Origin of the sequence: Streptacidiphilus sp. EB103A (assembly GCF_041261405.1) — a bacterium.
Taxonomy (GTDB): domain Bacteria; phylum Actinomycetota; class Actinomycetes; order Streptomycetales; family Streptomycetaceae; genus Streptacidiphilus.
The window spans coordinates 83,900-109,066 of the sequence record NZ_JBGCAQ010000018.1; the positions used below are offsets into that span (position 1 = coordinate 83,900).

18 protein-coding genes are annotated in these 25,167 nt (G+C 73.4%); 7 read left to right on the top strand and 11 right to left on the bottom strand.

The features are described 5' to 3' along the window. The first annotated feature begins 14 nt into the window (after nt 1–14). Entirely contained in the window at nt 15–1,757 is a 1,743-nt protein-coding gene (locus ABH941_RS27905; protein ID WP_370132297.1) for a hypothetical protein, read from the top strand. Here the strand turns inward: ABH941_RS27905 and ABH941_RS27910 are convergent. From ABH941_RS27910 to ABH941_RS27920, 3 genes are all read right to left on the bottom strand, one after another. Continuing rightward, nucleotides 1,741–3,909 carry a tetratricopeptide repeat protein gene (locus ABH941_RS27910; protein ID WP_370132298.1) on the bottom strand — a complete coding sequence of 723 codons (2,169 nt, stop codon included), beginning with the start codon at nt 3,907–3,909 and terminating at the stop codon, nt 1,741–1,743. The genes ABH941_RS27905 and ABH941_RS27910 overlap by 17 nt on opposite strands. Nucleotides 3,910–4,000: 91 nt before the next feature. Beyond that, nucleotides 4,001–4,672: a response regulator gene (locus tag ABH941_RS27915; RefSeq protein WP_370132299.1), complete on the bottom strand. Its 672-nt coding sequence runs from the start codon at nt 4,670–4,672 to the stop codon at nt 4,001–4,003. Continuing rightward, nucleotides 4,669–7,176 (bottom strand): DUF4118 domain-containing protein, encoded by a 2,508-nt coding sequence (locus tag ABH941_RS27920; RefSeq protein WP_370132418.1) that lies wholly within the window; start codon nt 7,174–7,176, stop codon nt 4,669–4,671. The genes ABH941_RS27915 and ABH941_RS27920 overlap by 4 nt, the downstream gene beginning before the upstream one ends. 316 nt (nt 7,177–7,492) lie before the next feature. On the opposite strand from ABH941_RS27920, the gene ABH941_RS27925 reads away from it, so the two are divergent. Next, nucleotides 7,493–8,734 carry a hypothetical protein gene (locus ABH941_RS27925; protein ID WP_370132300.1) on the top strand — a complete coding sequence of 414 codons (1,242 nt, stop codon included), beginning with the start codon at nt 7,493–7,495 and terminating at the stop codon, nt 8,732–8,734. Further along, nucleotides 8,734–9,837 carry a phosphotransferase family protein gene (locus ABH941_RS27930; protein WP_370132301.1) on the top strand — a complete coding sequence of 368 codons (1,104 nt, stop codon included), beginning with the start codon at nt 8,734–8,736 and terminating at the stop codon, nt 9,835–9,837. The genes ABH941_RS27925 and ABH941_RS27930 overlap by 1 nt, the downstream gene beginning before the upstream one ends. A gap of 9 nt (nt 9,838–9,846) precedes the next feature. Here the strand turns inward: ABH941_RS27930 and ABH941_RS27935 are convergent, their stop codons facing one another. The 4 genes from ABH941_RS27935 to ABH941_RS27950 form a co-directional block, all read right to left on the bottom strand. After that, nucleotides 9,847–11,499: a DUF4139 domain-containing protein gene (locus ABH941_RS27935; RefSeq protein ID WP_370132302.1), complete on the bottom strand. Its 1,653-nt coding sequence runs from the start codon at nt 11,497–11,499 to the stop codon at nt 9,847–9,849. A 26-nt stretch (nt 11,500–11,525) separates the two neighbouring features. Beyond that, nucleotides 11,526–13,607 carry a DUF4139 domain-containing protein gene (locus ABH941_RS27940; protein WP_370132303.1) on the bottom strand — a complete coding sequence of 694 codons (2,082 nt, stop codon included), beginning with the start codon at nt 13,605–13,607 and terminating at the stop codon, nt 11,526–11,528. 91 nt (nt 13,608–13,698) lie between these two features. Further along, nucleotides 13,699–15,402, bottom strand: coding sequence for a DUF885 domain-containing protein (locus ABH941_RS27945; protein WP_370132304.1), 1,704 nt, complete (start codon nt 15,400–15,402; stop codon nt 13,699–13,701). Between the two features lie 4 nt (nt 15,403–15,406). After that, on the bottom strand, nt 15,407–16,129 hold the full coding sequence (locus tag ABH941_RS27950; RefSeq protein WP_370132305.1) for a rhomboid-like protein: 723 nt from the start codon (nt 16,127–16,129) through the stop codon (nt 15,407–15,409). Nucleotides 16,130–16,251: 122 nt separating this feature from the next. Between ABH941_RS27950 and ABH941_RS27955 the strand changes: the two genes are divergently transcribed. Together ABH941_RS27955 and ABH941_RS27960 are read left to right on the top strand one after the other, a co-directional pair. After that, on the top strand, nt 16,252–17,163 hold the full coding sequence (locus tag ABH941_RS27955) for a diiron oxygenase (RefSeq protein WP_370132306.1): 912 nt from the start codon (nt 16,252–16,254) through the stop codon (nt 17,161–17,163). A gap of 41 nt (nt 17,164–17,204) precedes the next feature. Beyond that, nucleotides 17,205–17,942, top strand: coding sequence for a TetR/AcrR family transcriptional regulator (locus ABH941_RS27960; RefSeq protein ID WP_370132307.1), 738 nt, complete (start codon nt 17,205–17,207; stop codon nt 17,940–17,942). 155 nt (nt 17,943–18,097) lie between these two features. Here ABH941_RS27960 and ABH941_RS27965 read toward each other — a convergent pair whose 3' ends face one another. The 3 genes from ABH941_RS27965 to ABH941_RS27975 all read right to left on the bottom strand — a co-directional run bounded on the left by ABH941_RS27965 (nt 18,098) and on the right by ABH941_RS27975 (nt 20,463). Then, nucleotides 18,098–18,961, bottom strand: coding sequence for a fumarylacetoacetate hydrolase family protein (locus ABH941_RS27965; protein WP_370132419.1), 864 nt, complete (start codon nt 18,959–18,961; stop codon nt 18,098–18,100). Between the two features lie 66 nt (nt 18,962–19,027). After that, a complete protein-coding gene (locus ABH941_RS27970; RefSeq protein WP_370132308.1) occupies nt 19,028–19,642 on the bottom strand; it encodes a GNAT family N-acetyltransferase in 615 nt (204 codons plus the stop codon). Nucleotides 19,643–19,671: 29 nt separating this feature from the next. After that, nucleotides 19,672–20,463 (bottom strand): DUF1684 domain-containing protein, encoded by a 792-nt coding sequence (locus tag ABH941_RS27975; protein WP_370132309.1) that lies wholly within the window; start codon nt 20,461–20,463, stop codon nt 19,672–19,674. A 258-nt stretch (nt 20,464–20,721) separates the two neighbouring features. Here ABH941_RS27975 and ABH941_RS27980 point away from each other — a divergent pair, with 258 nt between their 5' ends. Then, nucleotides 20,722–21,096 (top strand): PASTA domain-containing protein, encoded by a 375-nt coding sequence (locus ABH941_RS27980; RefSeq protein ID WP_370132311.1) that lies wholly within the window; start codon nt 20,722–20,724, stop codon nt 21,094–21,096. A gap of 120 nt (nt 21,097–21,216) precedes the next feature. Further along, nucleotides 21,217–23,529 carry an FdhF/YdeP family oxidoreductase gene (locus ABH941_RS27985; protein WP_370132312.1) on the top strand — a complete coding sequence of 771 codons (2,313 nt, stop codon included), beginning with the start codon at nt 21,217–21,219 and terminating at the stop codon, nt 23,527–23,529. 35 nt (nt 23,530–23,564) lie between these two features. On the opposite strand, the gene ABH941_RS27990 is transcribed toward ABH941_RS27985, so the two are convergent. After that, a complete protein-coding gene (locus tag ABH941_RS27990; protein ID WP_370132313.1) occupies nt 23,565–25,154 on the bottom strand; it encodes an NlpC/P60 family protein in 1,590 nt (529 codons plus the stop codon). Between the last annotated feature and the right edge of the window lie 13 nt (nt 25,155–25,167).

The window sequence follows — 25,167 nt, forward strand, 5'->3', positions numbered from 1 at the left end:
GATAGGTTCTGCGCATGGTGGGGAGTGCGGGGTGGCTGAGGGTGCCGGTGGGGGTGGGGGCCGGGCGGTGGGCGACGCGGGGGCGGTGTCGGCGGGTGTTGCTGGTCGCGCACAATGTGACCTCGGCGACCCGGCTGCTGGATGTGCTTCCGCTGTTCCGCGACGACCTGCGGGTGCAGTTGCTGGCGACCTGCACCGGATCGTCGGCGTTCCAGGGCGGGATGGCCGAGCTGCTGGCGGAGGTCGGGCTGCCGGTGCTGCCCTGGGAGCAGGCGCTGGAGACGCCGGTGGACCTGGCCGTCTCGGCCAGCCTCGGGGGTCAACTTGGCTTGATACAAGGGAAGTTGGCCGTTCTCTCGCACGGGGTCGGCTACAATAAGACGCTGTCCACACCGGACACCGGACACCGGACACCGGACACCGGAGCGCCGGTCTTCGGGCTCTCGCGCGAATGGCTCCTCGGCGAGGACGGCCGCCCCGTCGCGGACGCGCTCGTCCTCTCCCATCCCGAGCAGCTCGAACGGCTGCGCGCCGACTGCCCCGAGGCGGTTCCCGCGGCGGTGCTCGGCGGAGATCCGTGCTTCGACCGGATCCTCGCTGCCCTCCCCTACCGGGACCGCTTCCGCCGCGCGCTGGACCTGCGCGACGGCCAGCGGCTGGTCCTGCTGAACTCGACCTGGAACCCGGAGTCGCTGTTCGGGGACGGCGGCCGTGACGACGTCCTCCCCCTGCTGCTGCGGAGGCTGGCCGCCGACCTCCCGGCGGACGAGTACCGCTGCGCGGCCGTGCTGCACCCCAACATCTGGCACGGGCACGGCCCCGGCCAGATCGCGATCTGGCTGGACCGGGCCCGCCGGGCCGGGCTGACCCTGATCGACCCGCTGGAGGGCTGGCGGCAGGCGCTGATCGCGGCGGACGTGCTGATCGGGGACTTCGGCTCGGTCAGCTACTACGCGGCGGCGATCGGCACCCCCGTCCTGCTCGGCGCGGCGTCGCTGACGGCGCTGGGCGCCGGCACGCCGGTCGCGGAGTTCATCAGCACCGCGCCCCGGCTCGACCCCTACGCGCCGCTGGCCGGACAGCTGGAGGGGTTGCTGAGCCGGCATCAGCCGCTGCCGGGGCCGGCCGGGTTGACCACCTCCGAGCCGGGCCGGGCGGCGGCGCTGCTGCGGCGCACCTTCTACCGGCTGATCGGCATACCCGAGCCGGACGGCGGCCCCGCGCTGCTGGACCGGCTGCCGCTGCCGCCGTACCAGCCGCCCCGGCTGACGGCCCCGCTACGGGTGCTGACCCGCATCCGCGAGGCGGTCCCCGGGGAGGTGGCCGTGGTACGCCGCGCGGACGGAGGGCCGGCGACCGCCGGAGGAGCGGGCTGGGAGGCCCACACGGCCGTCCATGAGGACACCCTCGACCCCGGCCTGCTGGAGCTCGCCGATGTGATCGTCCGGGACGGACCCGCCGACGACCCCCGGCTGGGATCGCCGGAGGAGTGGACGGCCTGGGTCCTGGCCCGGCATCCGCAGTGCGCGCTGGCGGCGTACGCCACCGGTCCTGGCAGCTGCACCGTGCGCACCAGGGACGGGTCCGTGCTGCGGATCGACGCCGGCCCGCGGACGGCGGACCCGCTCGTCTTCGCTTCGGCGCTGCACGCCTGGCTGGCCGGGGGCGGTGAGGCCAAGGAGCTGACCACGGTACGGACCGGAGCACAACCGCACCTGGTGACGGTGACGGTCGATGGGTTCAGCTGTCCGGACTGAGGCAGCGCTCGCGCAGCCGCTGCAGATGCGCCAGGTGGTAGCGGGCCTGCTCGGCGGCGAGTGCGGTGATCGCCTCCTCCACCAGCGGCAGCGCGGCCGCGCGGGCGGCGGCGTCCGGGCTGCCGTCCAGCCAGGTCTCGGCCAGGTCGGTGAGAGTGCGGGCGGCGTTGTAGGGCTCGGCGGTGGCGGTGGCGCGGAAGAAGCGCAGCGCGAATCCCAGTGCCTCGCGCGCCTCCTGCAGGCGCCCGAGCCCGCGCAGGGCGCGTCCGCGGTGGCGCTGCAGCAGGGCCCGGGCGCGCGGCAGGTCGGACGCGCCCTCGCCGGCGGAATCCGGGCCGATGCCGTCGAGCACCCTGCCTGCCTCGTCGAAGAGGTCGGCCGCCTCCTGGAAGCGCCACTGGCGCAGCCTGAGCAGCCCCAGCGACTCGACGGCGGTGGCCCGGCCGCGCAGATGACCAGCCTGCTGCTCGTCCTCCGCCGCGGCCAGCAGCTCCTGCTCAGCCTCCTCGTACTGCTGCAACTCGACGAGAGCCAAGGCCAGTTGGGTGTGCGCTCGACCGGCCGTTCGAGTGCCGGGGAAGGCGGCTGCGGCGGCGCGTGCGCTCGCGCGCAGGGCGGGCAGCAGCTCGGTGTGATGCCCGGCCTTCAACTGGAGCGCCCACAGTGTCTCGGTGAGCTGGCACACGGTGGACGGGTCTCCGAACTCGTCCGCAGCACGGACGGCTTCCAGGAGGTTCCCGAGCTCGGCTTCCAGGGCGGCCATCGCGGCGCCGGGGTCCGCGAAGGAATCGGGGTCGGGAACGGCCTCCGCCGCCAACTCGGCGTAGAGCGGTCCGAGGTGCCAGCGCTCCGGCAGCAGCGTTCGATCGGCCCGGACGGCGAATCGCAGCAGCCCCTCGACGGTCCTGGCCACGGTCCGGGAGCAGGCCGCTATCCCGTCCTCGCGCACCGCACACTCCTCGGCATGCCTGCGCAGCACCGGGCGGTAGCGGTAGCGGGCGGCGCCCGCCTCCGTCCCGGTGTACTCCAGCAGCTGGCGGTCGGCCAGCGCTTCCAGCAGCGCGGCGGCCTCCGGAAGGCCGGTGCCGAGCGCGGCCGCCACCGTCCTCGGACCCAGCGAGGGCCACGGGCGCAGCGACAACCGGCGGTAGCCGGAGGAAACTTCGGGTGTCAGCTCGCGGTAGGCCTGTTCGGCCGCGGCGCGGACCGGATCGTTCGCGACACCGAGGAGCGGGGTAGCGGACAGCCGCGGCGCTGCGGCCCGCAGCGCGAGCGGGGAACCGCCGCAGCGTTCGAGCACGGCCGGGAGCGTGGCCCTGGCCGCGGCGACCGCCTGCTTTCCGGCGAGGTCGGTGAGCAGCCGGACCGCGTCCTCCCGGTCCAGCGGCCCCACCCCGATGCGCAGCGCGTCCAGGCCGGGCAGCGGGTGCCGAGCGACGACGACGGTGACCACCTCGGGTGCGGCGGTGAGCAGCGGACGGACCTGGGCCGCCGAGTGCGCGTGGTCCAGCACCACCAGCAGCTTCCGGTCCGCCAGCAGCACACGGAAGAGATCGACCCGGTCCCCGGTGCCGGGCGGCAGTTCCTCGGGGCCCACGCCGAGCAGCTGCCCGAGGAAGCGCTGGAGCACCACCGCCGGATCGAGCGCGGTCGCCGCCGAGTCGCCGAGCAGGTCGGCGTAGAGCCGGCCGTCGGGGAAGCGCTGCGCCTCCCTGGCTCCCCAGTGCACGGCGAGGGCGCTGGTGCCGATGCCTTCGGGGCCGTGCAGCAGGACCAGCCGGGGCCGGCCGTCCTGCCTGCGTGCGGCCTCACGGTCGAGCTGCCGCAACGCCTCGCGACGGTCGGTGAAGAACCGGGTGGAGGCGGGCAGGAGGTGCGGTGCGGCGGTGGCCGTCCCGGTCTGCGGGGCGCCGCGCATCCAGGCGGCGAGCGCCCGCGCATGCGCCGGGTCGCGCCGGGCGCCGTCCAGCAGCAGCCGCGCCACGGCCTCCCGTTCGGTCACCCCGGCCGGAGCCGGCACCTGCCGCCCGGCGACCCGCCGGGCCAGAGCGCCGACCGACTCCCAGGCCCGCTTGCCCGCCTCGTTCGCCATCCCGCCGCTGACCGCGCCGAGCACGGACGTCACCGCCGCAACTGACACCGGATCAACCATGCCGCCACCCCCGGTCTTCGGAGCCCGTCCGCCCCCTGGGCAACGGTAGCGTGAGGCCCCGCCGGGGCGGGGCCGATCATGACCGCTGCGCTCAGGGCTCGAAGCGGTAGCCCATCCCCGGTTCGGTCAGCAGGTGCCGGGGGTGGGCCGGGTCGCGTTCCAGCTTGCGGCGCAGCCCGGCCAGGTAGACACGGAGGTAGTTGGTCTTGCGCTCATGGCCCGGACCCCAGACGTCCAGCAGGAGTTGACGGCCGGTCACCAGTCGGCCGGGGTGCTGGACCAGCAGTGTGAGGATGCGCCACTCCGTCGGGGTGAGCCGGATCGGGACCGGGCGGACGGTGCAGCTCGCCAGGTCCACGGTGTGGTCGCCGATCACCGCGCTGCCGCCGATCGGCTCGTCCGAGGCCGGGCGGCGCAGCACCGCGCGGAGCCGGGCCAGGAGTTCGTTCATCGAGAAGGGCTTGGTCACATAGTCGTCGGCGCCGGCGTCCAGGGCGATGACCTTGTCGGCCGCACCGGAGCGTCCGGAGAGCACGATGACCGGGACCGCGCTCCAGACCCTGAGCGCGCGGATCACCTCGGTCCCGTCCAGGCCGGGCAGGCCGAGGTCGAGGATGACCGCGTCCGGCGGGCTGGCGGCGGCCTCGTCCAGGGCGCGCCTGCCGTCCGGGGCGGTGGCGACGGTGTACTGGCGGGCTTCGAGGTTGATCTGCAGCGCCCGCAGCATCTGCGGTTCGTCGTCCACGATGAGGACTCGGGTCACGGGTGCGCTTCTCCGTCCGGAGCCGTCGCGTAGGAGGACGCGGATGCGGGCGCGGATGCGGGCGCGGGCAGGGAGAGGACCATGGTCAGGCCGCCGCCGGGGGTGTCCTCGGGGACGAGGGTGCCGCCCATGGCCTCGGTGAGCCCGCGGGAGAGGGCGAGCCCGAGTCCGACGCCGCTGCCGTTGTCGGTGTCGCCCAAGCGCTGGAACGGCAGGAACACCCGCTCCCGGTCGTCCTCGGGCAGCCCGGGTCCGTGGTCGACGACCCGGAACTCGACCTGCCCGGCCAGCGCGCTCGCGGTGACCAGGACCGGGGCGTCGCCGCCGTGGCGCAGCGCGTTGGCGACCAGGTTGGCGACCACCCGCTCCAGCAGCGGGCCGTCGGCGAGCACAGCCGGGGCCTCCTCCAGGCCCTGCACCCTGAGGTTGGGCGGTCTGCCGTCCGCCAGCGAGTCCACCGCGGCGGACAGCACGTCCTCCAGCGCGGTGGGCTGCAGGTCCATCGGCAGCACGCCGGCCTGGAGCCGGCTCATGTCCAGCAGGTTGTCGACCAGGCGGTTGAGCTTGCCCAGCGACTCCTCGGCGCTGGCCAGCAGCTCCTGCTGGTCCTCGGACGAGAACTGGACGTCCTGGCTGCGCAGCGAGCTGACCGAGGCCATCGCCACCGCCAGCGGGGTGCGCAGGTCGTGGCTGACCGCGGCCAGCAGCGCGGTGCGCATCCGGTCGGCGGCCTTGACCGGCTCCACCTCTGCGGCCACCTCCGCCAGCCGCGCCCGGTCCAGCGCCGCCGCGACATGCGCGGCGAACGCCGCCAGCACCCGGCGGTCGGCGGCCGGCAGCGGCCGTCCGCGCAGCACCAGCACCGCGTCGTCCCCCACCGGGACCTGCTCCACTGCCTCGCCCTCCCGGGCGGGCTCCGGCCCGGAGCCGCCTTCACCCCCGGTGTCGCCTTCACCCTCGGTGTCGCCTTCACCCTCGGTGTCGCGCAGTTCGACGGACGCCATGCCGAAGGTCTCCCGCAGCCGGTCCAGCAGCGCTTCCACCGCGCTCGCCCCGCCCAGCACACTGCCCGCCAGCGCCGACAGCGTCTCCGCCTCGGCCGTGGCCCGCGCCGCCCGCCGCGCCAGCCGCGCGGCCCGGTCCACCACCACCGCCACCACGATCGCCACCACCGCGAAGACCACCAGCGCCAGCAGGTTGTTGGGATCGTTGATGGTGAACCTGTGGATCGGCGGTATGAAGTAGTAGTTCAGCAGCAAGGACGCGATCAGCGACGCCACCAGCGCCGAGATCACCCCGCCCAGCAGCGACACCCCCACCACCGCGACGAGGAACACCAGGATGTCGCTGGTCAGGTTGACTGTACCCCTGGTCTGGCTGAGCAGCGCGGTGAGCAGGAACGGGGTGACCAGCCCGGCCAGCGGCCCGGCGATCCGCCGCGACGGCGAGTGCAGCCGGCCCGGCACCGGCAGCCGCCGGCCGCGCCCGGACTGCTCATGGGTGACCATGTGGACGTCGATGTCGCCGGACAGCTCGACCGCCGTCTCCCCGATGCCGCGCCCGGTCAGCGAACGCATCAGGGCGCCGCGCCGGCTGGTGCCCAGCACCAGCTGGGTGGCGTTCTCGGCCCGGGCGAAGTCGATCAGCGCCCGCGGCACCGAGTCGCCCACCACCGAGTGGTAGCTCCCGCCCAGGCTCTCCGCCAGCCGCCGCTGCGCGGCCAGCGCCGCCGGGTTGGCGTCGGCCAGGCCGTCGCTGCGCGCCACGTGCACCGCGAGCAGGTCGCCGCCGGCCGCCCGCGCCGCGATCCGTGCCGCCCGGCGGATCAGGGTCTCCCCCTCCGGGCCGCCGGTCAGCGCCACCACCACCCGTTCCCGGGTCTCCCACACCGCCGCTATCCCGTGCTCGGCGCGGTAGTTCTGCAGCCCCTCGTCCACCCGCCCGGCCAGCCAGAACAGCGCCAGCTCCCGCAGCGCCGACAGATTGCCCACCCGGAAGTAGTGCGACAGCGCCGCGTCCACCTTCTCCGGGGCGTAGATGCTGCCGTGTGCCATCCTGCGCCGCAGCCCCTCCGGCGCCACGTCCACCAGCTCGATCTGGTCCGCCCGCCGCACCACCTCGTCCGGCACCGTCTCCCGCTGCGGCACCCCGGTGATCTTCTCGACCACGTCGTTCAGCGACTCCAGATGCTGGACGTTCACCGTGGTCAGTACGTCGATCCCGGCGTCCAGCAGCTCCTGGATGTCCTGCCACCGCTTGGCGTGCCGGCCACCGGGCACATTGGTGTGCGGCAACTCGTCCACCAGCGCCACCTCCGGACGCCGCGCCAGCACCGCGTCCAGGTCCATCTCGGTGAACGACACGCCCCGGTACTCCCGCGTCAGCCGCGGCAGAACCTCAAGACCGGCCAGTTTCTCCTCGGTGCTGCGACGGCCGTGGCACTCCACGAAGGCCACCACGACATCGGTACCGCGCTCGACCCGGCGCCGCGCCTCGTCCAGCATCCGGTAGGTCTTACCGACACCGGGCGCGGCACCGAGGAAGACCTTCAGCCGACCCTTGCCGCCGTACCGTGCCAACGGGCTTCCCTTTCCTGGCTTCCCCGAGCCGAGCCTTCACCGCGCCAACCGCACCATCCGCATCCAACGTCAGGAAACAGCACGTCAGGTGGGCTGCCGCGAAGGTTGACGGTTCCCTTGCGCGGGTCCGCCGAACCTTGACGGATTCTTGACGCCGGGCCGCCCGGACGGCTGCAGGGGTATGGCCCGGACGACCCCTTCTGACGTACCGTCAGCTAACGCTGCCCCGGGGAGGCCCGTCATGTCCCAGCACGCGAACGCCGACCGCCCGGTACCCCTCGACGAGTACCCGGTGCACCAGGTGCCGCTCTCGATGCGCCATGTCGCGACCGGGGACCGCAACGCCTACGACCGCTGCATCTTCCATGTGTTCGACCACGACGGCGGCGCGCTGCTGATCACCGGCCTGGGGGTCTACCCGAACACCGGGGTGATCGACGCCTACGCCACCCTGCGCACCGGCGACCGGCTGCACGCCGTCCGGGCGTCCGACGCGCTGGGCGAGGACCGGATGCAGCTGTCCGTCGGCCCGCTGCGGATCGAGGTGCGCAGGCCGCTGCGGACGTTGCGGCTGGTCTGCGAGCCGGACCCCAGTGATCAGGGCGCCGCTGCGGGGGGCGCCGGCGCCGAGGAGGGGCTCAGCTTCGACCTGACCTGGGAGGCGGAGTTCCCGGCCCTGTGGGAGCCGCACCATGTGGCCCGCACCGGCGACCGGCTCACCCTGGAGGGGCGGCGCTTCGTTCAGGCGGGCGCCCCCTCCGGCACCATCCGCGCCGCCGGCGTCGAGTACACCGTCACCCCGGACGGCTGGACCGGCACCCGGGACCGCAGCTGGGGCGTCCGCCCGATCCCCGGTGAGCAGCCGGGGCGCGCCGCCGAGGAGCAGCGCACCGAGGGCTTCCACTGGGTCTGGTGCCCGATCAGGTTCCAGGACCGGATGGTGATGGTGGTGCTCCAGGAGGACCCGGACGGCTACCGCACCCTCACCGACGCGGTGGCGGTCCACCGGGACGGCAGCGGGCGCAGGGACGAGCAGTTGGGCTGGCCGTACGTCGACATCGCCTACGCGCCGGGGAGCAGGGAGCCGCGCTCGGCGGTGATCCATCTCACCGACGCCGCCCGCAAACCGCTGGAGATCCGGGCCGAGGTGCTGCTCGGCAGCCCGCTGGCGGTCGGCGCCGGGTACCCGCCCGCGCAGGACTGGCAGCACGGGACCTGGCAGGGCCGGGGCTGGAGCGAACGCACGGTGTACCAGCTCGGCGACGGAAAGGGGCTGGGGCCGGCCGCCTACGGAGTCACCGACCATGCGGCGCGGTTCACCCTGGACGGCGAGGTCGGCTACGGGATCTTCGAGCACGGCAGCTTCGGCCGCCACGACCCGAGCGGTTTCACCGGCTTCGACAGCGTTGCACAAGACGCCGTTGCACAAGACGCCGTTGCCCAAGACGCCGTTGCGTCCGTGTCGGACGGGGGTCCGCGCTGATGCCGGCCGCGCCGCAGGCCCCGCGTCCCCGTACCACCACCCGTGACCCCGCCGAGCTGCGACGCCGCCTCGCGGCCTGGGTGGCCGACTGGCTGCCGGGGGCGACGGTGGGCGGGCTGACCGTGCCGCCGACGAACGGGATGTCCAGCGAGACGGTGCTGTTCGACCTGGATCGACCGGACCGGACCACCCAGCCCTGCGTGCTGCGGCTGGCCGCCGACACCAACGCCTACGCGGTGTTCCCGCACTACGACATGGAGCGCCAGTACCGGGCCATCCAGCTGGTGGCCGAGCGGACCAAGGTGCCGGTGCCGCGGCTGCTGCGGCTGGAGACCGACCCCAAGCCGCTGGGCGCGGCCGGATTCGTCATGGAACGGCTGGAGGGCCGGGTGCCTCCGGATGTGATGCCCTACACCTACGGCGGGAACTGGCTGTTCGACGCCTCCCCCGCCGAGCGCGCTCATCTGGAGCAGGCCACCCTGGAGGTCCTCGCCGGGCTGCACACCGTCCCGGCCGAGGAGGCCGCTTTCCTCGCGCCCACCGGTCCGCACGGGTCGTTCCGCAGCCCGCTGCGTCGGCATGTGGACGCGCAGCGCGACTACTACGCCTGGGTGGTGGACGGGCGGCCGCGCTCCCCGCTGATCGAGCGGGCCTTCGCCCGGCTGGAGCAGATCTGGCCCCAGGACGAAGGCCCGACCGTGCTGAGCTGGGGCGACGCCAGAGTCGGGAACATCGTCTACCAGGGCTTCGACCCGGTCGGGGTGCTCGACTGGGAGATGGCCTCGCTCGGCCCGCGCGAACTCGACCTGGCCTGGCTGATCTTCCTGCACCGCTTCTTCCAGGACCTGACCGAGAGTTCGGGCCTCCCCGGGATGCCGGACTTCCTGGAACCCGGCCGGATCTGCGCCCGCTACGCCGAGCTCACCGGCCACACCCCGCGCGACATGGAGTTCCATCTGCTCTACGCGGCGCTGCGACACGCCGTGGTGATGCTGCGGATCGGCTACCGGCAGCTGCACTTCGGCGAGGCGGAGGCGCCGGCCGACCCGGACCGGCTGATCATGCACCGGGCCCGGCTGGAGCAGATGGTGGAGGGCTCGTAGCGCACCGGCTCAGACGGCCACCGCCCGTGACGCCGTGATCTCGTAGCCCAGGGTCAGGGTGCGGCGGTCGTCGGCGGCCAGGGTGAGGTCGTAGCGGACGATGCCGTCGGCGTCCGCGCCGTCCGGCTGCGGCGAGCTGCGCTCCTTGTCGAGGCGGACCTCGACCGCGGTGATCTCGGAGACCGGGATGCGCTCGCGCACCACCACCGCCAGCGGCGGGGCGTCCGCCGGCGCGAAGCGGGAGAGCGCGAGCCGGACCGTACGGGTGATGACGGTGCGTCCGGTGACCGCCGTGGTGTCGCGGGACTCCTCGACCGAGCGGGTCACCCGGAAGGTGTCCTCGCTGCCGAAGGACAGCTCGGCGGGGGCTCCCTCGGCGGTGAACCGCAGCTCGCCGCGGCCGACGAAACCGCTGCCCCGGATCAGGTCGACGGGGCCGGAGAGCAGCACCTGGCCGGTGCTGTTCCGGAACCGGGCGACCTGGGTGACCAGGGCGGACAGTTCCGGGGCGCAGCTGTACTCGGCCGTGGCCGGCAGCGTCGCCGAGGCCAGCCCGATCCGGTGCGCCCGCCCGTCCGAGGGCAGGTCCACCGGAGCCGGCGCGACCAGCAGCCGCGCCTCGCCGCCGTCGTCCACCCCGGGGAGGGCGAGCGCACCGGCCGAGGAGGCGGCCGACCCGGCGGAGGACTCGGCCGAGCCGTCCTCCGCAGGGCCCACAGTCTGGATGTCGACCTCCCGCAGGTCCACCTCGATCGTCTTACGCTCCTCCGGGGTGCGGTCCACCAGCAGCAGGACGTCCTCGCCCAGCTGCGGCGGTTCGGCGGCGAGAGTGGTCCGGGCGGTGGAGAAGGACAGGTCCGCGCCGGTCCAGTCCTCGCCGGTGCGCTGCCAGGCGACCGCGTCGCACCGGAGCGCGAGCGACGTCCCGTCGGGCGACAGTTCGGCGCGGTAGGCGGGCCGCCAGAGCGCACAGGGGGTGAGGTGCACCAGTTGCAGCCTGGCTCCTTCCGGCAGCGGTTCGCCCACCTCGATCACCACGTCGACGAAGGCGGACAGCACCAGCGGCTGCTCCTCGGCCGCGTCCAACGCCTCCCGGGCGCTGCCGAGTTCGGTACGGGTCCGGTCGACGCGGCGCAGCAGCAGCCGTTGCGCGTCGGTGTGCCGGGTGTACTCGTCGTAGGCCCGGTCCAGCTCAGTCGTCCAGCGCTCGGGGTCGGCCGCACCGGCGCCGGCGCCCTCGGCGATGTCCCGGCGCAGCTCCTCCAGGAGCTGCGCCAGCACCGCGACCCGGGCCCCGGTGCGCTCCCGGTCGGCCTCCAACCGGCGCAGCTGCTCGCCGAGTTCGTGCACCCGGTGGCGCAGCGCCGAGGCGTCCGGGCCCGGGGCCCCCTCGGGCGGCGGGGTGTAGAGCCGGACCAGACGCACATCGCGGATCTCGGCCGCCGGACCCGCCGCTCCCGACGAAGCCCCCGACGCCGCCAACTCGGCACGCAGGGAGCGGTCCACCGCCAGCGGGCCGACCGGGCCGAGACGCAGCCGGTGGGTGCCGGCCGGCAGTCCGGCGTCGAGCACGGCGGTGCGCGAGAGCTCGGCCCGGTCCTCCAGCAGGGTCACCGCGGTGACCGGGCAGGGGATCGCGCCGTCCTTGGTCGTCTCGCCCATGCTCCTCAGCTCCTCCTGTTCGGCCATCAGAGCCTTCGGTTGCCGTCGACGACGGCCTTCGCCGCCGGGATCCTGACCGCGTAGCCACCATTCAACTGCCGCTTGGCGTGCGGCTCCAGGGTGACCCGCCAGACCCGCATCCCGCGCTGGTGCCGCTCGTCCTGCTCGGGCGGCACCACCGTCCACGGCGGCACCGCCTGCTGCTCCTCGACCTTGACGTCCTTGTCGCCGCCGACCGGGACCCGCTCGCGGACCTCCACGGTGACCGGGCGTCCGAGCCGGTTGGCGAGTTCGATCTCGACCGAGTGCTCCAGCACGATCGTGCCGCCGCGCAGCCCCGCCGTCGACTCCCGCATCCGGGTGTGCCGGGCCACCTGTACGCTCTCGACCACCCCGATGCCGACCCGGCGGTGCTGCCCGGGGGCGAGGGTCGGCAGTTGAACCGTCATCAGATAGGCGCCGTCCACGGTGACCTCGGCCGCCCCGGCCAGCAGGGCGTGCGGGCTGGTGTTTCCCAGCCGCACGGCCGCGTAGACCCGGGGGTCGATGGCCGGGACGCAGATGTGCTCGGCGGACAGCTCGACCGGGAACTCCAGCACCGGCACCGTGTGCCAGGCGCCGTCGGCGGGGACGTCCACGGTGGCCGCGGTGTCGTAGCGGTGGTCGAAGGACCCGGCGGAACTGCGGACCGGCACCGAGCGCGGCGGCAGCGCCAGCCGCGCGACGGACTCCGCCCGCCGCCGGTGCTCGGTCACGGACGCGCCGGGGGCCGCCGCCTCGGAGCGCAGCAGTCCGCGCTGGGCCGCCGGCTCGTCCGGACCGGCCAGGGCGAGCTGGGCGAGGTCGCGCAGGGCCTGGTCGGGGGCGGGTTGCTGGACGGCGGCCGCGAACTCCTTCTTGGCCTGGGGCGGCCCGCCGTAGCCGCCGGACGGACCGGCGGGCGCGCGCATGCTGCGCATCGGCTCCGCGTACATCGCTGCTCCCGGAGGCGGCGGACCTGCGGGCATCGGAGCCGCTTGCGGAGCGATGGCCTGCGGGAAGGGCACCTGCCCACCCAACGTGTCGGCCGATCGCGCCCGCACCGACCTCACGCTGCTCACGTCCAGGGACGGTTCCGAGTCCTCCTCGGCCCAGGCCGCGGCCGATCCCCCCGGCTTCGGAGCCGCGTCGTACCCCGTGAACAGCTCGCCCAGCCCGGCCGGGGGCTCCCGCCAGAGCACCGGGGCCACCTCGTTCTGCCTGCGGCCCAGCCGTAGCGAGCGGAGCTCGGGCAGTTCGGTCCGGCGGCGCAGGTCGGCGGTGGACAGGCCGAGCCGGACCCCGGTCCAGTCCTCGCCGGTGCGCTGGGCGACGACGGCGCGCATGGCCAGACTGCCGTCCGGGGTGTCGCTGTGGACGCCCTCCAGCCGCAGATGGTAGGTCGGCGTCCAGGTCGCGCCCGGGACGCCGTACTCCAGCTCCAGCTCGATCTCCGATGCCTCGCCGGCTCCAGCGGCTTCGGCCTGATCGAGCGTCAGCACCACCGTCGTACTCGGTCTGACCTGTTCGGTGGGCAGCGCGCCCGATGCGGCGCGCAGCCGGCGCCGGGCGATCTCCGCCTCGCGCCGGGCCTCCCGCTCGGCGTCCTCGGCCGCGAGCAGCCGCTGTTGCAGCTCCCCCAGCCGGGTGTCGACGAAGTCGGCCAGCGCCAGCAGCGCGTCCGCGGGCGCGCGCCGCGGCGGGTCGCCCCGGCGCGGGGGCGGCGGGACGGCGCGCAGCGCGGCGATGTGCTCCACCTGTGCGGCCAGCGCCGCCCGGGCCGCCCCGGCCGCGTCCGCCGCCTCCTCCGCCTCGTCGCAGGCGCGCCGGAGCGGCGACAGGTCCTCTACCGAGGGCAGCGCCGCCTCGACCTCGCGCCGCACATCGAGCACCCGCAGCCGCTCCGGCCCGGAGACGACGCAGGCCCGCAGGCTGTACGGGTCCAGCGCCAGCGGCAGCCCGCCGAGCGCGATCCGGAACGGACCCGGGCCGCTCCGGGCCCGGATCAGGGCACGGCGGCGGCAGACCGCACCCGAGGCGTACACCACCACGGAGACGAGTCGACTGTCCTCGGAAGAGATGTCGGACATCGTGCATGACCTCCTCGCCGGAACCTGCGTGCGAGCCACGTTAGACGCTGCCACCGACAATGTCCGTGCTGTCCCCGAATTGGCGGGCGGATCAGAGCGCGGCCAGCTGCTCCGTCAGGTCGTCCAGGCCGAACGCGCCCTGCGACAGCGCCTTCATGTGCCAGCTCTTCAGGTCGAAGCCGGCCCCCCGCCGGGCCCTGGCCCGCTCGCGGCCGGCCCGCCAGGCCCGCTCGCCGAGCTTGTAGCCGATGGCCTGGCCCGGCCAGCCGAGGTAGCGGACGATCTCGCTCTCCCGCATCTCGGCCGGGCTGCCGTTGTAGGCCGCGAAGAAGGCCGTGGCCAGCTCCGGGGTCCAGCGCTCGCCGGGGTGGAACGGGGAGTCGGCCGGGATCACCAGCTCCAGGTGCATGCCGATGTCGATGATCACCCGGATGGTGCGCAGCATCTGCTCGTCCAGGAAGCCGAGCCGGCGGCCGGGGTCGGTGAAGAAGCCGAGCTCGTCCATGAAGCGCTCGGCGTAGAGCGCCCAGCCCTCGGTCTCGGCGCTGACGCTGCCGAGGGTCATCTGGAACCGGGAGAGGCTGCCGGCGCAGCGCATCCGCTGGGCCAGCTGCAGGTGGTGGCCGGGAACGCCCTCGTGGTACCAGGTGCTGACGAGCTGCCAGGTCGGGAAGGTCTCCCGGTCCAGGGTGGGCAGCCAGGTCCGGCCCGGACGGGCGAAGTCCAGGCTGGGCCGGGTGTAGTAGGGCGCGGCCGCGCTGCCCGCGGGGGCGATCATCGCCTCGACCTGTCGCAGCGGCCCGTCCAGGTCGAAGTGGGTGCCGTCGAGCGCGGCGACGGCCTCGTCCATCAGCTGCTGGAGCCAGCTGCGGATGCCCTCGACGCCCTTGACCGCGTGCCCGTGCGCCTCCAGGTGCTCGACGGCCTCCAGCGGCGCGGCCCCGGGCCTGACCCGGTCGGCCTCGACCCGCATCTCGGCGTCCAGGCGGTGGAACTCGGTCCAGGCCCAGGCGTATGCCTCGTCCAGGTCGAGATCGGCGCCGGTGCAGTAGCGGGAGGAACGGAGGTAGTGCTCGCGCCCGGCGATGTCGGGCGCGTCCGCGGCGGCGGGGGCGTAGCTGTCGCGCAGCCAGTCGCGGAAGTCCGCGGTGGCGGCGGTGGCCAGGCCGGCGGCGCGGTCGAGCTCGGGGCGCAGCGCGTCGGGGCCCTTGGCCACGAAGTCGGCGAACCAGCTGCCGCCGGCGCCGCTGCCGATCCAGCCGTCGAACTGTCCGATCACCGTCTCCACCTGGCGCGGCCCGGAGTACAGCCCTCGCCGCAGGCCCTCTGTCAGTGTGGCCTGGTATCCCTGGAGTGCGGCCGGGGTGTTGCGCAGCTTCCCGGCCACGACCGACCAGTCCTGCTCGGTCGCGGTCGGGACGATGGTGAACACCTGCCGGATCTGGTGCACCGGCGAGGCGATGTTGCTCAGCGAACGGAAGTGGTCCCCGGCCGCGTGGACGGCCCGGCGGGCGCCGAGGCGTTCGGCGAGCAGCCGGGCGCAGGCGGCCTCGGCCGGGTCGGCGCGCACGGCGGCGGGGAGGGCCGCGAGCGCCTCCAGGGTGCGGCGGTCCAGCTCGTCGGCGGCCTCGAAGCCCGCCGGAGAGAGGTCGGGCTGGCGGTCGTCGTCCAGGTTGACGCCGAGGCTCGCGGCGACCCCGGGGTCGAGGGCGGCGCAGGCGTCGACATGGGCGTCGGCGATCTGACGGGGCGTACGGGGGGCGTGGGGTGCGCTGGGTGCGGATGAGTCGGCCATGCCGTCATCCTGTCGCACCACTGCGCAGTGGTGACAGTCCGTCGGCGTCCGAACGGCTGGGCGAACGCCGGTGCGGTCGCCAGTTCCCGCCGGGGACGCCCCGGGTGATCGGATAGCAGGCGACGCCGAGCAGGAAGGCGGTGAGGTGCCCGAGATCGGTGAAGTCCCATTCCACGGCGAACAGCAGCGCGAAGAAGACCGTCGCCGCGCCCAGGTACCACCAGCGCAGTGGGCGCGCGAAGAACCAGGTGAGCACACCGACCGAGCCCGAGAGCCCATAGCTGACCCCGATGTCGATGGTGTGCGTGGTGCTGTGCGGAAGCCTGCCCATGCTGATCAGGACGCTCACGGTGCCCTCGCTGACCAGGGTGGCGACGATGTGCGCGATGGCGACGACGGCGAGCCAGCGCAGGGTGCCGAGCCAGCGCTCGACCGGGACGTGGAAGAGCAGGAAGAGCGGCAGCCAGTAGGCGAAGCTCGGGGTCGCGGTCCAGAAGGCGCTGCTGATCAGCACCTTGATCGGGTGGTGCCGCAGTTCGACCAGATTGGTGCTGTGGCTGAACAGGAAGTACCTCCGGAACCTCGGAGACATCTGCACCAGGGCGAAGGTGTTGGCCCCGAGGATGAGGAGGTAGAGGCAGGTCCCGGGGGCGGCCCGGACGAAGCGCCAGGCCGCGCCGCTCCATCGACGCGCCCATGGCGCCTGCGTCGTCGCCTCCGAAGTCATGCAGTCATTGTCGTGGCCCGTTCGAACCCGGCAGCACGGACGCGCCCGGGAAGGGGGATTGACGCTCTTGCTGACATGCAGTCTCATAAGAGGGAGGAGCCGGACCGAGGGAGGGCGTCGTCATGGCGGAGAAGAGCGGGTCTGCACTGCTGACCGACCGTGAACGGGTGGCGGAACGCCTGCTGGAGGCGTCGGCGAAGCACTCCTACGACCCGGAGACCGAGCTCGACTGGGACGCGCCGCTCGAACCCGGCAAGTGGTTCCTGCCCGAGCGGATGGTCTCCCTGTACGGCACCCCGATCTGGAACCGGCTCTCCGAGGAGCGCCGGATCGAACTCTCCCGGCACGAGGCGGCCAGCCTCGCCTCCGCGGGCGTCTGGTTCGAGGTCATCCTGATGCAGCTGCTGGCCCGGCACATCTACGACATGGACCCGCGCACCCGCCATGTCACCTACGCGCTGACGGAGATGGCCGACGAGTGCCGTCACTCCACCATGTTCGCGCGCATGGTCACCAAGCTGGGCACCCCCTACTACGGCCCCGGCGGGACCACCCGTTTCCTCGGCCGGGTGCTGAAGACCACCGCGACCACCCCCGGCGCCTTCACCGCGACCCTCCTGGTGGAGGAGATCCTCGACCGGATCCAGCGGCAGACCTTCCCAGACGAGACCGTGCAGCCGCTGGTCCGCGGCATCACCCGGATCCATGTGGTGGAGGAGGCCCGGCACGTCCGCTACGCCCGCGAGGAGCTGCGCCGGCAGATGGCGACCTGCCCGGCCTGGGAGCGTCAGCTCACCCGCACCGTCTCCGGCGAGGCCTCGGTCGTGGTGGCGCGGGCCCTGGTCCATCCCAAGGTGTACGCGGCGGTCGGGCTCGATGTGGAGGAGGCGATGCGCCAGGCGCGGCAGAGCGAGCACCGCCGGGAGACCATGCGCTGGAGCGCGGAGAAACTGACCTCGTTCCTGGAGGAGACAGGCGTGATCCACAGCGCGCTGGACCGCGCCGCGTGGCGCCGTTCGGGGCTGCTGGGCTGACGGCCGCCGGACCGGTCCGCACCGGCGCATAGGGTGGGGCCATGGACGCCCCCGCCGCCGCCGAGCCCGCAGCCGTCGAGCCCGCGCAGCCCCGTCCGCCCCGGGCGAAGCGGGCTCCGTACCGGCGGATGCCGGTGGAGCAGCGGCGGGAGCAGCTGATCGCGGTGGCGCTGGAGCTGTTCAGCCGGCACGCACCGGAGGAGGTCTCGCTCGACGACGTGGCGGTCGCCGCCGGAGCCTCCCGTCCGCTGGTCTACCGCTACTTCCCGGGCGGCAAGCAGCAGTTGTACGAGGCCGCACTGCGCACCGCCGCCGACGAGCTCTCGGCCCGCTTCGCCGCGCACACCCACGGCGGACCGGCCGAGCGGCTCGGGCACGTGCTGGACCGGTACTTCGGCTTCGTCGGCGACCACGCCGCGGGCTACGGCGCGCTGCTGCGGGGCGGCTCCGCCACCGAGACCGAGCGCACCACCGCGATCGTGGACGAGGTGCGCCGGGCCGCCTACCGCAACATCGTCGAGCAGCTGCGGGTCGAGCACCCCGGCCCCCGGCTCGCCCTGCTGCTGCGCTCCTGGATCTCGGTGGTGGAGACGACGGCGCTGACCTGGCTGGACAGCGGCCGTCAGGAACCGGGAGAGCCCGGCGTGGGCTCCGCGGCGGAGCTGCGGGACTGGCTGGTGGACGAGTTCATGGCCATGTTCGCGGTGTCGGCCCTGCACGATCCGCAGTGCGCGGAGGTGCTGCGGGGGATGTCGGGCGGTGGCGCGGGGGGTTTCTGATGGACCTTGGCTGCGGCGTCTGCCTGGTTGGCCGCGCAGTTCCCCGCGCCCCTAAGGGTCTGCAACTGGCCCAGTTGCACTACCTCAGGGGCGCGGGGAACTGCGCGATCAACCAGGCAGACGCCGCAGCCGAAGATCCGTCAGGAACCCGCGCCTCAGGCCTTGCCCAGCGTTTGCCGCATCGTGCCGAGGCCGTCGATGGAGAGTTCCATGACGTCGCCCGGCCGCAGGTACGCCTTGTCGGGCCGGCCCATCGCCACCCCGGCCGGGGTACCGGTGTTGATCACGTCACCGGGCTCCAGCACCATGAACTGGCTGATGTACCAGACGATGTGACGCACCGTGAAAATCATGTCCGCGGTGCTGCCCTGCTGCCGCAGCTCCCCGTTCACGGTGGTGCGCAGCACCAGCCGCTGTACGTCGGGGATCTCGTCCGGGGTGACCAGCCAGGGGCCGAGCGGGTTGAAGGTCTCGCAGGACTTTCCCTTGTCCCAGGTGCCGCCGCGCTCGATCTGGAACTCACGCTCGGAGACGTCGTTGCTGAGCGCATAGCCCGCGATCACCGAGTCGGCGTCCGCGGGCGCGTCCAGGTACCGGGCGGTACGCCCGATCACGATCGCCAGCTCGACCTCGTAGTCGGTCTTCTCACTGCGCCGCGGCACCAGCACCTCGTCGTCGGGGCCGACGACGGTGCTGCTCGCCTTCATGAAGAGCACCGGTTCGGCCGGGATCTCCGCCCCGGCCTCGGCCGCGTGGTCCCGGTAGTTCAGGCCGACGCAGACCACCTTGGGCGGACGCGCCACCGGCGCGCCGATCCGCTGCCCGGCGAGCTCCAGCAGCGGCAGCCCGCCCTGCTCGGCCAACTCCGCCAGCGCCGCGGCCCCGCCGTCGAGCAGCCGTCCGAGGAAGCGGCCGTCGATGTCCGGCGTGACGCCGGACAGGTCGTACGCCGTCACGCCGTCGCTCCCCAGGAGGGCGGGTCGTTCCGCGCCCGAGGGTCCTACGCGCAGGAATCGCACCTGCACCACCACCTTTGCGATCAGGACGGTCCGGTCGTCCACCGTCGCCAGGAGGTCCGATCTATATCAACTTCGGGAACGATCCGTCCAGCCTGCGCCACCATCCGGACGGTCCTCCCCCGCCAGCATCGACATCACCACCGCGTCCACCCACTGCCCGTCCCACCGCAACGCGTCCCGCAGCACGCCCTCCGCGCGGAAGCCGGCCTTCTCGTAGGCCCGCCGGGCGCGCGGATTGAAGGCGTACACCTCCAGCGAGATCCGGTGCAGCCCCAGCTTCTCGAAGCCGTAGCCGCAGATCAGCCGGGTCGCCTCGGTACCCAGGCCGCGGCCGTGGGCGCCGGGGGCGAGCGCGATGCGGAAGTTGCAGCTCTCGTTGGGGCCGTCCCACTGGTTCAGCACCGCCTCGCCCACGCACTGCCCGGTGCCGCGCTCCACCACCGCGAGGTCCAGCCGGTCGTCCTGCCCGATCCGGGTCCGGTACCAGGCCTGGAGCCGCGCCTCCTCCGGCGCCCCGCTCTGGCTCCCGGTCAGCCGGGCGACCTCCGGGTCCGCCAGCATCGGCCGCAGCGCGGGCAGGTCCAGCTCGGTCACGGCCCGCAGCAGGACCAGGTCACCGCTGAGGACCGGCTTGGTGAGGAAGTCGGGGCGGGGGCGGGCTTCGTGCTGATCGTCGTCCATCCCCGCATCCTGCCCACCCCGGGCGCCACTCAGTGCTTCAGCACCCGCTTCTCCCCCGCAGGCACCGCGAAGGGCAGGGTGTTGCCCGGGGGCGGGAAGGGGCAGATGAAGTGGTCGGCGAAGGCGCAGGGCGGCAGATAGGCCCGGTTGAGGTCGAGCACGGTCGCGCCCGCCCCGGCCGAGGGGGCGGGCAGGGCGAGGAAGCGGAAGCGGAAGGCGCCGTCCCGGTCGCTCCCCGCGTCGGCGAAGACCGCGCTCAATGTGCCGTCCTCGCCCTGGCTGACCTGCAGCGTGGTCTCGACGGCCGCGCCGGGCGCGGTGAAGGCGACCGTCCCGGCCAGAGCGAGGCCCCGCTCGCGGCCGTCCGCGTTGCCCACGGCGACCCTACTGACCTCCTGGTACGGGGTGAAGCGGGCCGGCAGCGACCACTCCGGCGCGTACGGGTGGGCGTCGATGCCGGCGAAGGAGGCACGGGCCTCGGAGGCCGGGTCGAAGACCCGGACCGCGTACTCCCCCTCGCGCAGGATCAGCAGCAGCCGTCGGCCGCCGTGGCTGAGCAGGGACGGCTTGGGCGCGGTGTCCGGACAGAGCCGGACCGAGCCGTCCAGCCGGGTGTTGTCGACCTCCAGGCCGTCGTGCCGGGCCGCGGTGAGGATCACACAGCTGCCCTGGAGCTCCCAGCGCCCCGGCACCCCGGGCACGCCCTCGCGCAGGTCGGCCAGCCAGTACGTCCCGGTGAGGGCGAGCGGGCCGTGCGGGGCGCGGGCCTCCACCACGCGGTCGTCGCGCCAGCGCTTCCATGCGTCCAGGCTGCTGCTCACTGGTGTACCTCCGGTACAGGTCGGAATGGGCGAGGGGGACGAATGTACGAAGGCCCGGCGATCGTTCTGCATTCCCATGATCCCATCGACGGCCGGGACGGAACGGAACGGTTTCCCCGAGTGGTACCCACCGTCCCGCACGGCGCACACCTCCCGGCGGTCGACGGGACGGGGACAGCCCGGGCAGGAGCGGTCAGCTCGGCGCTGTGTCTGACGATCCGACTGACGACCGCCGACGGCGGTCATACCCTGGGACGCATGGCGTCCAGTCCCGGCCCGCAGCCCCACCTGGTGACCGTCCCCGACCTGATCGGTCTGTCCCCGCAGCAGGCCCGCGACTTCGCGCGGCGCGCCCAGCTGATCGCGGTGGGCCCCGATCCCGACGCGCCGCCGTCCATGGACGGCGTGGTCTCCGGGCAGTCTCCCGCCGCGGGATCGCTGGCGGCCCGCTGGTCGTCGGTGGTCATCTGGACGATCCGCCGCGGCGGCGGCCCGGGCGACGCGGGCGTCCGCGAGCCGCGCAACCCCAGCCCGCCGCCGCTCGAGGTCTCCGTCCACGATCCCGAGCCGCTGCCCGAGCCGCCGATGGGCCATGTCACCGTCGAGCAGTTGGAGGAGCCGGCCGGCGAGTAGCCGCCTGATACCTGTCGCGTGCTGGACCTCACCGTTCCGGATGCCCTCCGGCAGTGAAAGACTGGAGCGATTGAGCGGTCCCGGCAGTGGCAGGCTGCCCGCAACCCGAGGTAGGACGACATGGCCGGCAAGGCTCCCGCACAGGATCCGGCGCAGGACAGCCCCGAGGTCTCGGCGCCCAAGCACGCGGCAGCCGGCCTCCCCGCCCTGTTCCACACCACGAAGATCGCCAACGCCCAGATGGGCGCCACCCGCGCGGTCCGCACCCTGCTGAAGCTGAACCAGCCGGACGGCTTCGACTGCCCCGGCTGCGCCTGGCCCGAGCCCGACCACACCCATACGGCCGAGTTCTGCGAGAACGGCGCCAAGGCCGTCGCCGAGGAGGCGACGCTGCGCACGGTCGGCCCGGAGTTCTTCGCCGAGCACCCGGTCGCCGACCTCGCCGAACGCTCCGGCTACTGGCTCGGCCAGCAGGGCCGGCTGACCACGCCGATGCTGCTGGACGAGGGGGCGACGCACTACACCCCGATCGGCTGGGAGGCCGCTCTCGCGCTGGTCGCCGACGAGCTGAAAGCCCTCGACACCCCGGACGGCGCCGCCTTCTACACCTCCGGCCGCACCAGCAACGAGGCCGCCTTCACCTTCCAGCTGCTGGCCCGTCAGTTCGGCACCAACAACCTGCCGGACTGCTCCAACATGTGCCATGAGTCCTCGGGTTCCGCGCTCACCGAGACCATCGGCATCGGCAAGGGCAGCGTCCACCTCAAGGACCTCTACCAGGCCGACCTGATCATCGTCGCCGGGCAGAACCCGGGCACCAACCACCCGCGGATGCTCTCCGCGCTGGAGCGCGCCAAGCGCGCCGGGGCCAAGGTCGTCAGCGTCAACCCGCTGCCCGAGGCCGGCCTCGAACGCTTCAAGAACCCGCAGAACGCCCGCGGCCTGGTCGGCAACGGCACCAAGCTCACCGACCTCTTCCTGCAGATCCGCCTCGGCGGCGACCTGGCCCTGTTCCGCGCGCTCAACCTGCTGCTGCTGGAGGCCGAGGAGAAGGCCCCCGGCACCGTCCTGGACCACGCCTTCATCGAGGAGCACTGCCACGGCTTCGACGCGTGGGCCGAGGACGCCCGCAGCACCGACTGGGACCAGGTGCTGGCCGCCACCGGCCTGCCCGAGCAGCAGATCCGCGAGCTGGCCGAACTGACCCTGGCGTCGGAGAAGGTCATCGTCTGCTGGGCGATGGGGCTGACCCAGCACAAGCACTCGGTGCCGACCATCCGCGAGGTCGTCAACTACCTGCTGCTGCGCGGCAACATCGGCCGCCCCGGGGCCGGGGTCTGCCCGGTGCGCGGGCACAGCAACGTCCAGGGCGACCGCACCATGGGCATCTTCGAGCGCCCGAGCGCGGCCTTCCTCGACTCCCTCGGCAAGGAGTTCCACTTCGACCCGCCCCGCGAGCACGGCCTGGACGTGGTCGACACCATCCGCGGCATGCGCGACGGCACGGTGAAGGTCTTCTTCGCGATGGGCGGAAACTTCGTCGCGGCCACCCCGGACACCGAGGTCACCGAGGAGGCGATGCGGAGCTGCCGCCTCACCGTCCACGTGTCCACCAAGCTCAACCGCTCCCATGTGGTCACCGGCGCCCGGGCGCTGATCCTGCCGACCCTGGGACGCACCGACAAGGACATCCGCGAGAGCGGCCCGCAGCAGGTCACCGTGGAGGACTCGATGGGCATGGTGCACGCCTCCCGCGGCGCGCTGAAGCCCCCCGCCGCCGACCTGCTCTCCGAGACGGCGATCATCTGCCGGCTGGCCCGGCTCACCCTGGGCCCGGAGAACCCGGTCCCCTGGGAGGAGTTCGCCGCCGACTACGGCACCGTCCGGGAGCGGATCGCCCGGGTGATCCCCGGCTTCGAGGACTTCAACGAGCGGATCAAGCAGCCGGGCGGATTCGCCCTGCCGCACGCCCCCCGCGACCGGCGGGCCTTCCCCACCGCGACCGGCAAGGCCAACTTCACCGTCAACGCGCTGACCGCGCCCGAGGTCCCCGAGGGCCGGCTGCTGCTGCAGACGCTGCGCTCGCACGACCAGTACAACACCACGATCTACGGCCTGGACGACCGCTACCGCGGGATCAAGGACGGCCGCAGGGTGGTCCTGCTGCACCCCGACGACGCCGCCGAACACGGCCTCGCCGAGGGCGCGCTGGTCGACCTGGTGAGCGAATGGGCGGACGGCGTGGAGCGCAGGGCGCCGCACTTCCGGGTGGTGCTCTACCCGACCGTGCGCGGCTGCGCCGCCGCCTACTACCCCGAGACCAATGTGCTGGTGCCGCTCGACAGCACCGCCGACACCAGCAACACCCCGACCTCCAAGTCCGTGGTCATCCGCTTCGCGGAGGACTCGGGACCGAGGGCCGTTCGCGGCTGATTCAGTCCGCTGATTCAGTCCGCCCGGGGTCCGGCTCAGTTCGAGGCTGAGCCGGACGGCGTCACGACCGCGGCCGAGGCCGCGACCGACGAGGCGTTCGCCGACGGCGTGACCGAGGGCGAAGACGACGCCGAGGCACTGGCGCTCGCACTGGCCGAAGCCGAAGCCGAGGCACTGGCCGAAGCCGTCGCCGACGGGCTCGCCTTCGCGCTCGCCGTGGCCGAGGGCGAGCTCGACGACGACGGCGCGCTGCTCGCGGACGAGGTGCCGCCCGGCGCGGTCGTGGACGTGCCGCCGCTCGACGAACCGCCGCCCGTCGTGCCGGTGACCGGGCCGGGGCTGATCGGCTGGGCGCCGGTCGCGCCCGCCGGGATCGTCGGCGCGGTGTAGGAGCCGAGCGAGGGGCTGTTCGGGTCGGGCCGCACCGCGCCCAGGATCGGGTTCTCCGCCATCGGCGTCACATGCACCACCGCACCGGTGTGCGGCGCCTGGATCACCAGGCCGCCGCCGATGTAGATGGCGACATGGCTGGCGCCGCTGAAGTAGACGATGAGGTCGCCGGGGCGCAGCGCGCTCAGCGGCACGTGGGTCAGCTGCGCCCACTGCTCCTCGCTGGTGCGCGGGATGGCCACACCGGCGTGCAGCCAGGCCTGCGAGGTGAGCCCGGAGCAGTCGAACCCGGCCGCGTAGGGACCGGTGCCGCCCCAGACGTACTCGGCGCCGAGCTGCTGGAAGGCGTAGGCGACGGCCGCCGCCCCCGCGGCCGAGGGCTTCAGATTGCCCTTGCCGAGCACGCCCGAGGCCAGCAGCGCGGTCTGGGCCGCGTTGGCGTCCTTCTGCTCCAGCAGCGAGAGTTCCTGCTGCTGGGCGCCGGTGAGCGTGGCGACCTGGGTGCGGATCTGGTCGAGCTTCTTGTTGATGGTGTCGCGCTGGACGGCCTGGGCGGCGACCAGTTGCGCCGCGTGCGCCTTGGCCGCGACCGAGGCGGCCTTCGCCTGCACCAGTCCGGCCTGGTCGGTCCTGAGCTGCGCGAGGAAGGCGGCCTGGGACTTCCCGGCCATCGAGAGCAACTCTCCGGTGTGCAGCGCCTGCTCCGGATCCTTCGCCGTGAGCAGCTGACCCAGCTGGGAGAGCTCGCTGTTGCGGTACTGGGCCGCGGCCAGCTGTCCGGCGATGGTGGTGCCGTTGTCCACCGAGATCTGCGCGTTGTCGACCAGCACCTGGAGTTCGGCGTCGTCGGCGTTGGCCTGCTTGAGCTGCTCGGAGAGCTGGTCGTACTGCTGCGTCGCCGCCTCGGCCTGCTGGTAGGTGGCGTGCAGCTGGTCCAGGATCGGCTGCAGTGTCTTCTCGGCCTGGGTGAGCGCGTCCACCGAGCCGTTCGTCGCGGTCGCCGTCGCGGTGGCGGTCGCCGTCGAGCCTGCGGCGAAGGAAGCGCCGGCCGTCGGCAGGACCACCAGTGACGCCGCAACCAGCAGCAGTCCGCAGCGGACGACCCCGCTGAGCCAGGGCCTGGTGTCGGCGTTCAGCGAGCCCGCCCCTCCCGCCGTGCCCTGAATCCTGCTCTGAATCCTGACCCGCGTTGCGCCGCTGACCCTGCCCCTGCTGCCGCCACCTGTGCCCCGCACCGACATTCCCCTC

Bases quoted from the DNA above. Each gene is read 5' to 3' on its own strand.
- ABH941_RS27970 (WP_370132308.1), bottom strand. From the start codon at position 19,642: ATGGACGACGATCAGCACGAAGCCCGCCCCCGCCCCGACTTCCTCACC.
- ABH941_RS27920 (WP_370132418.1), bottom strand. From the start codon at position 7,176: ATGCTGGACGAGGCGCGGCGCCGGGTCGAGCGCGGTACCGATGTCGTG.
- ABH941_RS27935 (WP_370132302.1), bottom strand. From the start codon at position 11,499: ATGGGCGAGACGACCAAGGACGGCGCGATCCCCTGCCCGGTCACCGCG.
- ABH941_RS27950 (WP_370132305.1), bottom strand. From the start codon at position 16,129: ATGACTTCGGAGGCGACGACGCAGGCGCCATGGGCGCGTCGATGGAGC.
- ABH941_RS27910 (WP_370132298.1), bottom strand. From the start codon at position 3,909: ATGGTTGATCCGGTGTCAGTTGCGGCGGTGACGTCCGTGCTCGGCGCG.
- ABH941_RS27945 (WP_370132304.1), bottom strand. From the start codon at position 15,402: ATGGCCGACTCATCCGCACCCAGCGCACCCCACGCCCCCCGTACGCCC.
- ABH941_RS27925 (WP_370132300.1), top strand. From the start codon at position 7,493: ATGTCCCAGCACGCGAACGCCGACCGCCCGGTACCCCTCGACGAGTAC.
- ABH941_RS27960 (WP_370132307.1), top strand. From the start codon at position 17,205: ATGGACGCCCCCGCCGCCGCCGAGCCCGCAGCCGTCGAGCCCGCGCAG.
- ABH941_RS27905 (WP_370132297.1), top strand. From the start codon at position 15: ATGGTGGGGAGTGCGGGGTGGCTGAGGGTGCCGGTGGGGGTGGGGGCC.
- ABH941_RS27955 (WP_370132306.1), top strand. From the start codon at position 16,252: ATGGCGGAGAAGAGCGGGTCTGCACTGCTGACCGACCGTGAACGGGTG.
- ABH941_RS27930 (WP_370132301.1), top strand. From the start codon at position 8,734: ATGCCGGCCGCGCCGCAGGCCCCGCGTCCCCGTACCACCACCCGTGAC.
- ABH941_RS27985 (WP_370132312.1), top strand. From the start codon at position 21,217: ATGGCCGGCAAGGCTCCCGCACAGGATCCGGCGCAGGACAGCCCCGAG.
- ABH941_RS27980 (WP_370132311.1), top strand. From the start codon at position 20,722: ATGGCGTCCAGTCCCGGCCCGCAGCCCCACCTGGTGACCGTCCCCGAC.
- ABH941_RS27940 (WP_370132303.1), bottom strand. From the start codon at position 13,607: ATGTCCGACATCTCTTCCGAGGACAGTCGACTCGTCTCCGTGGTGGTG.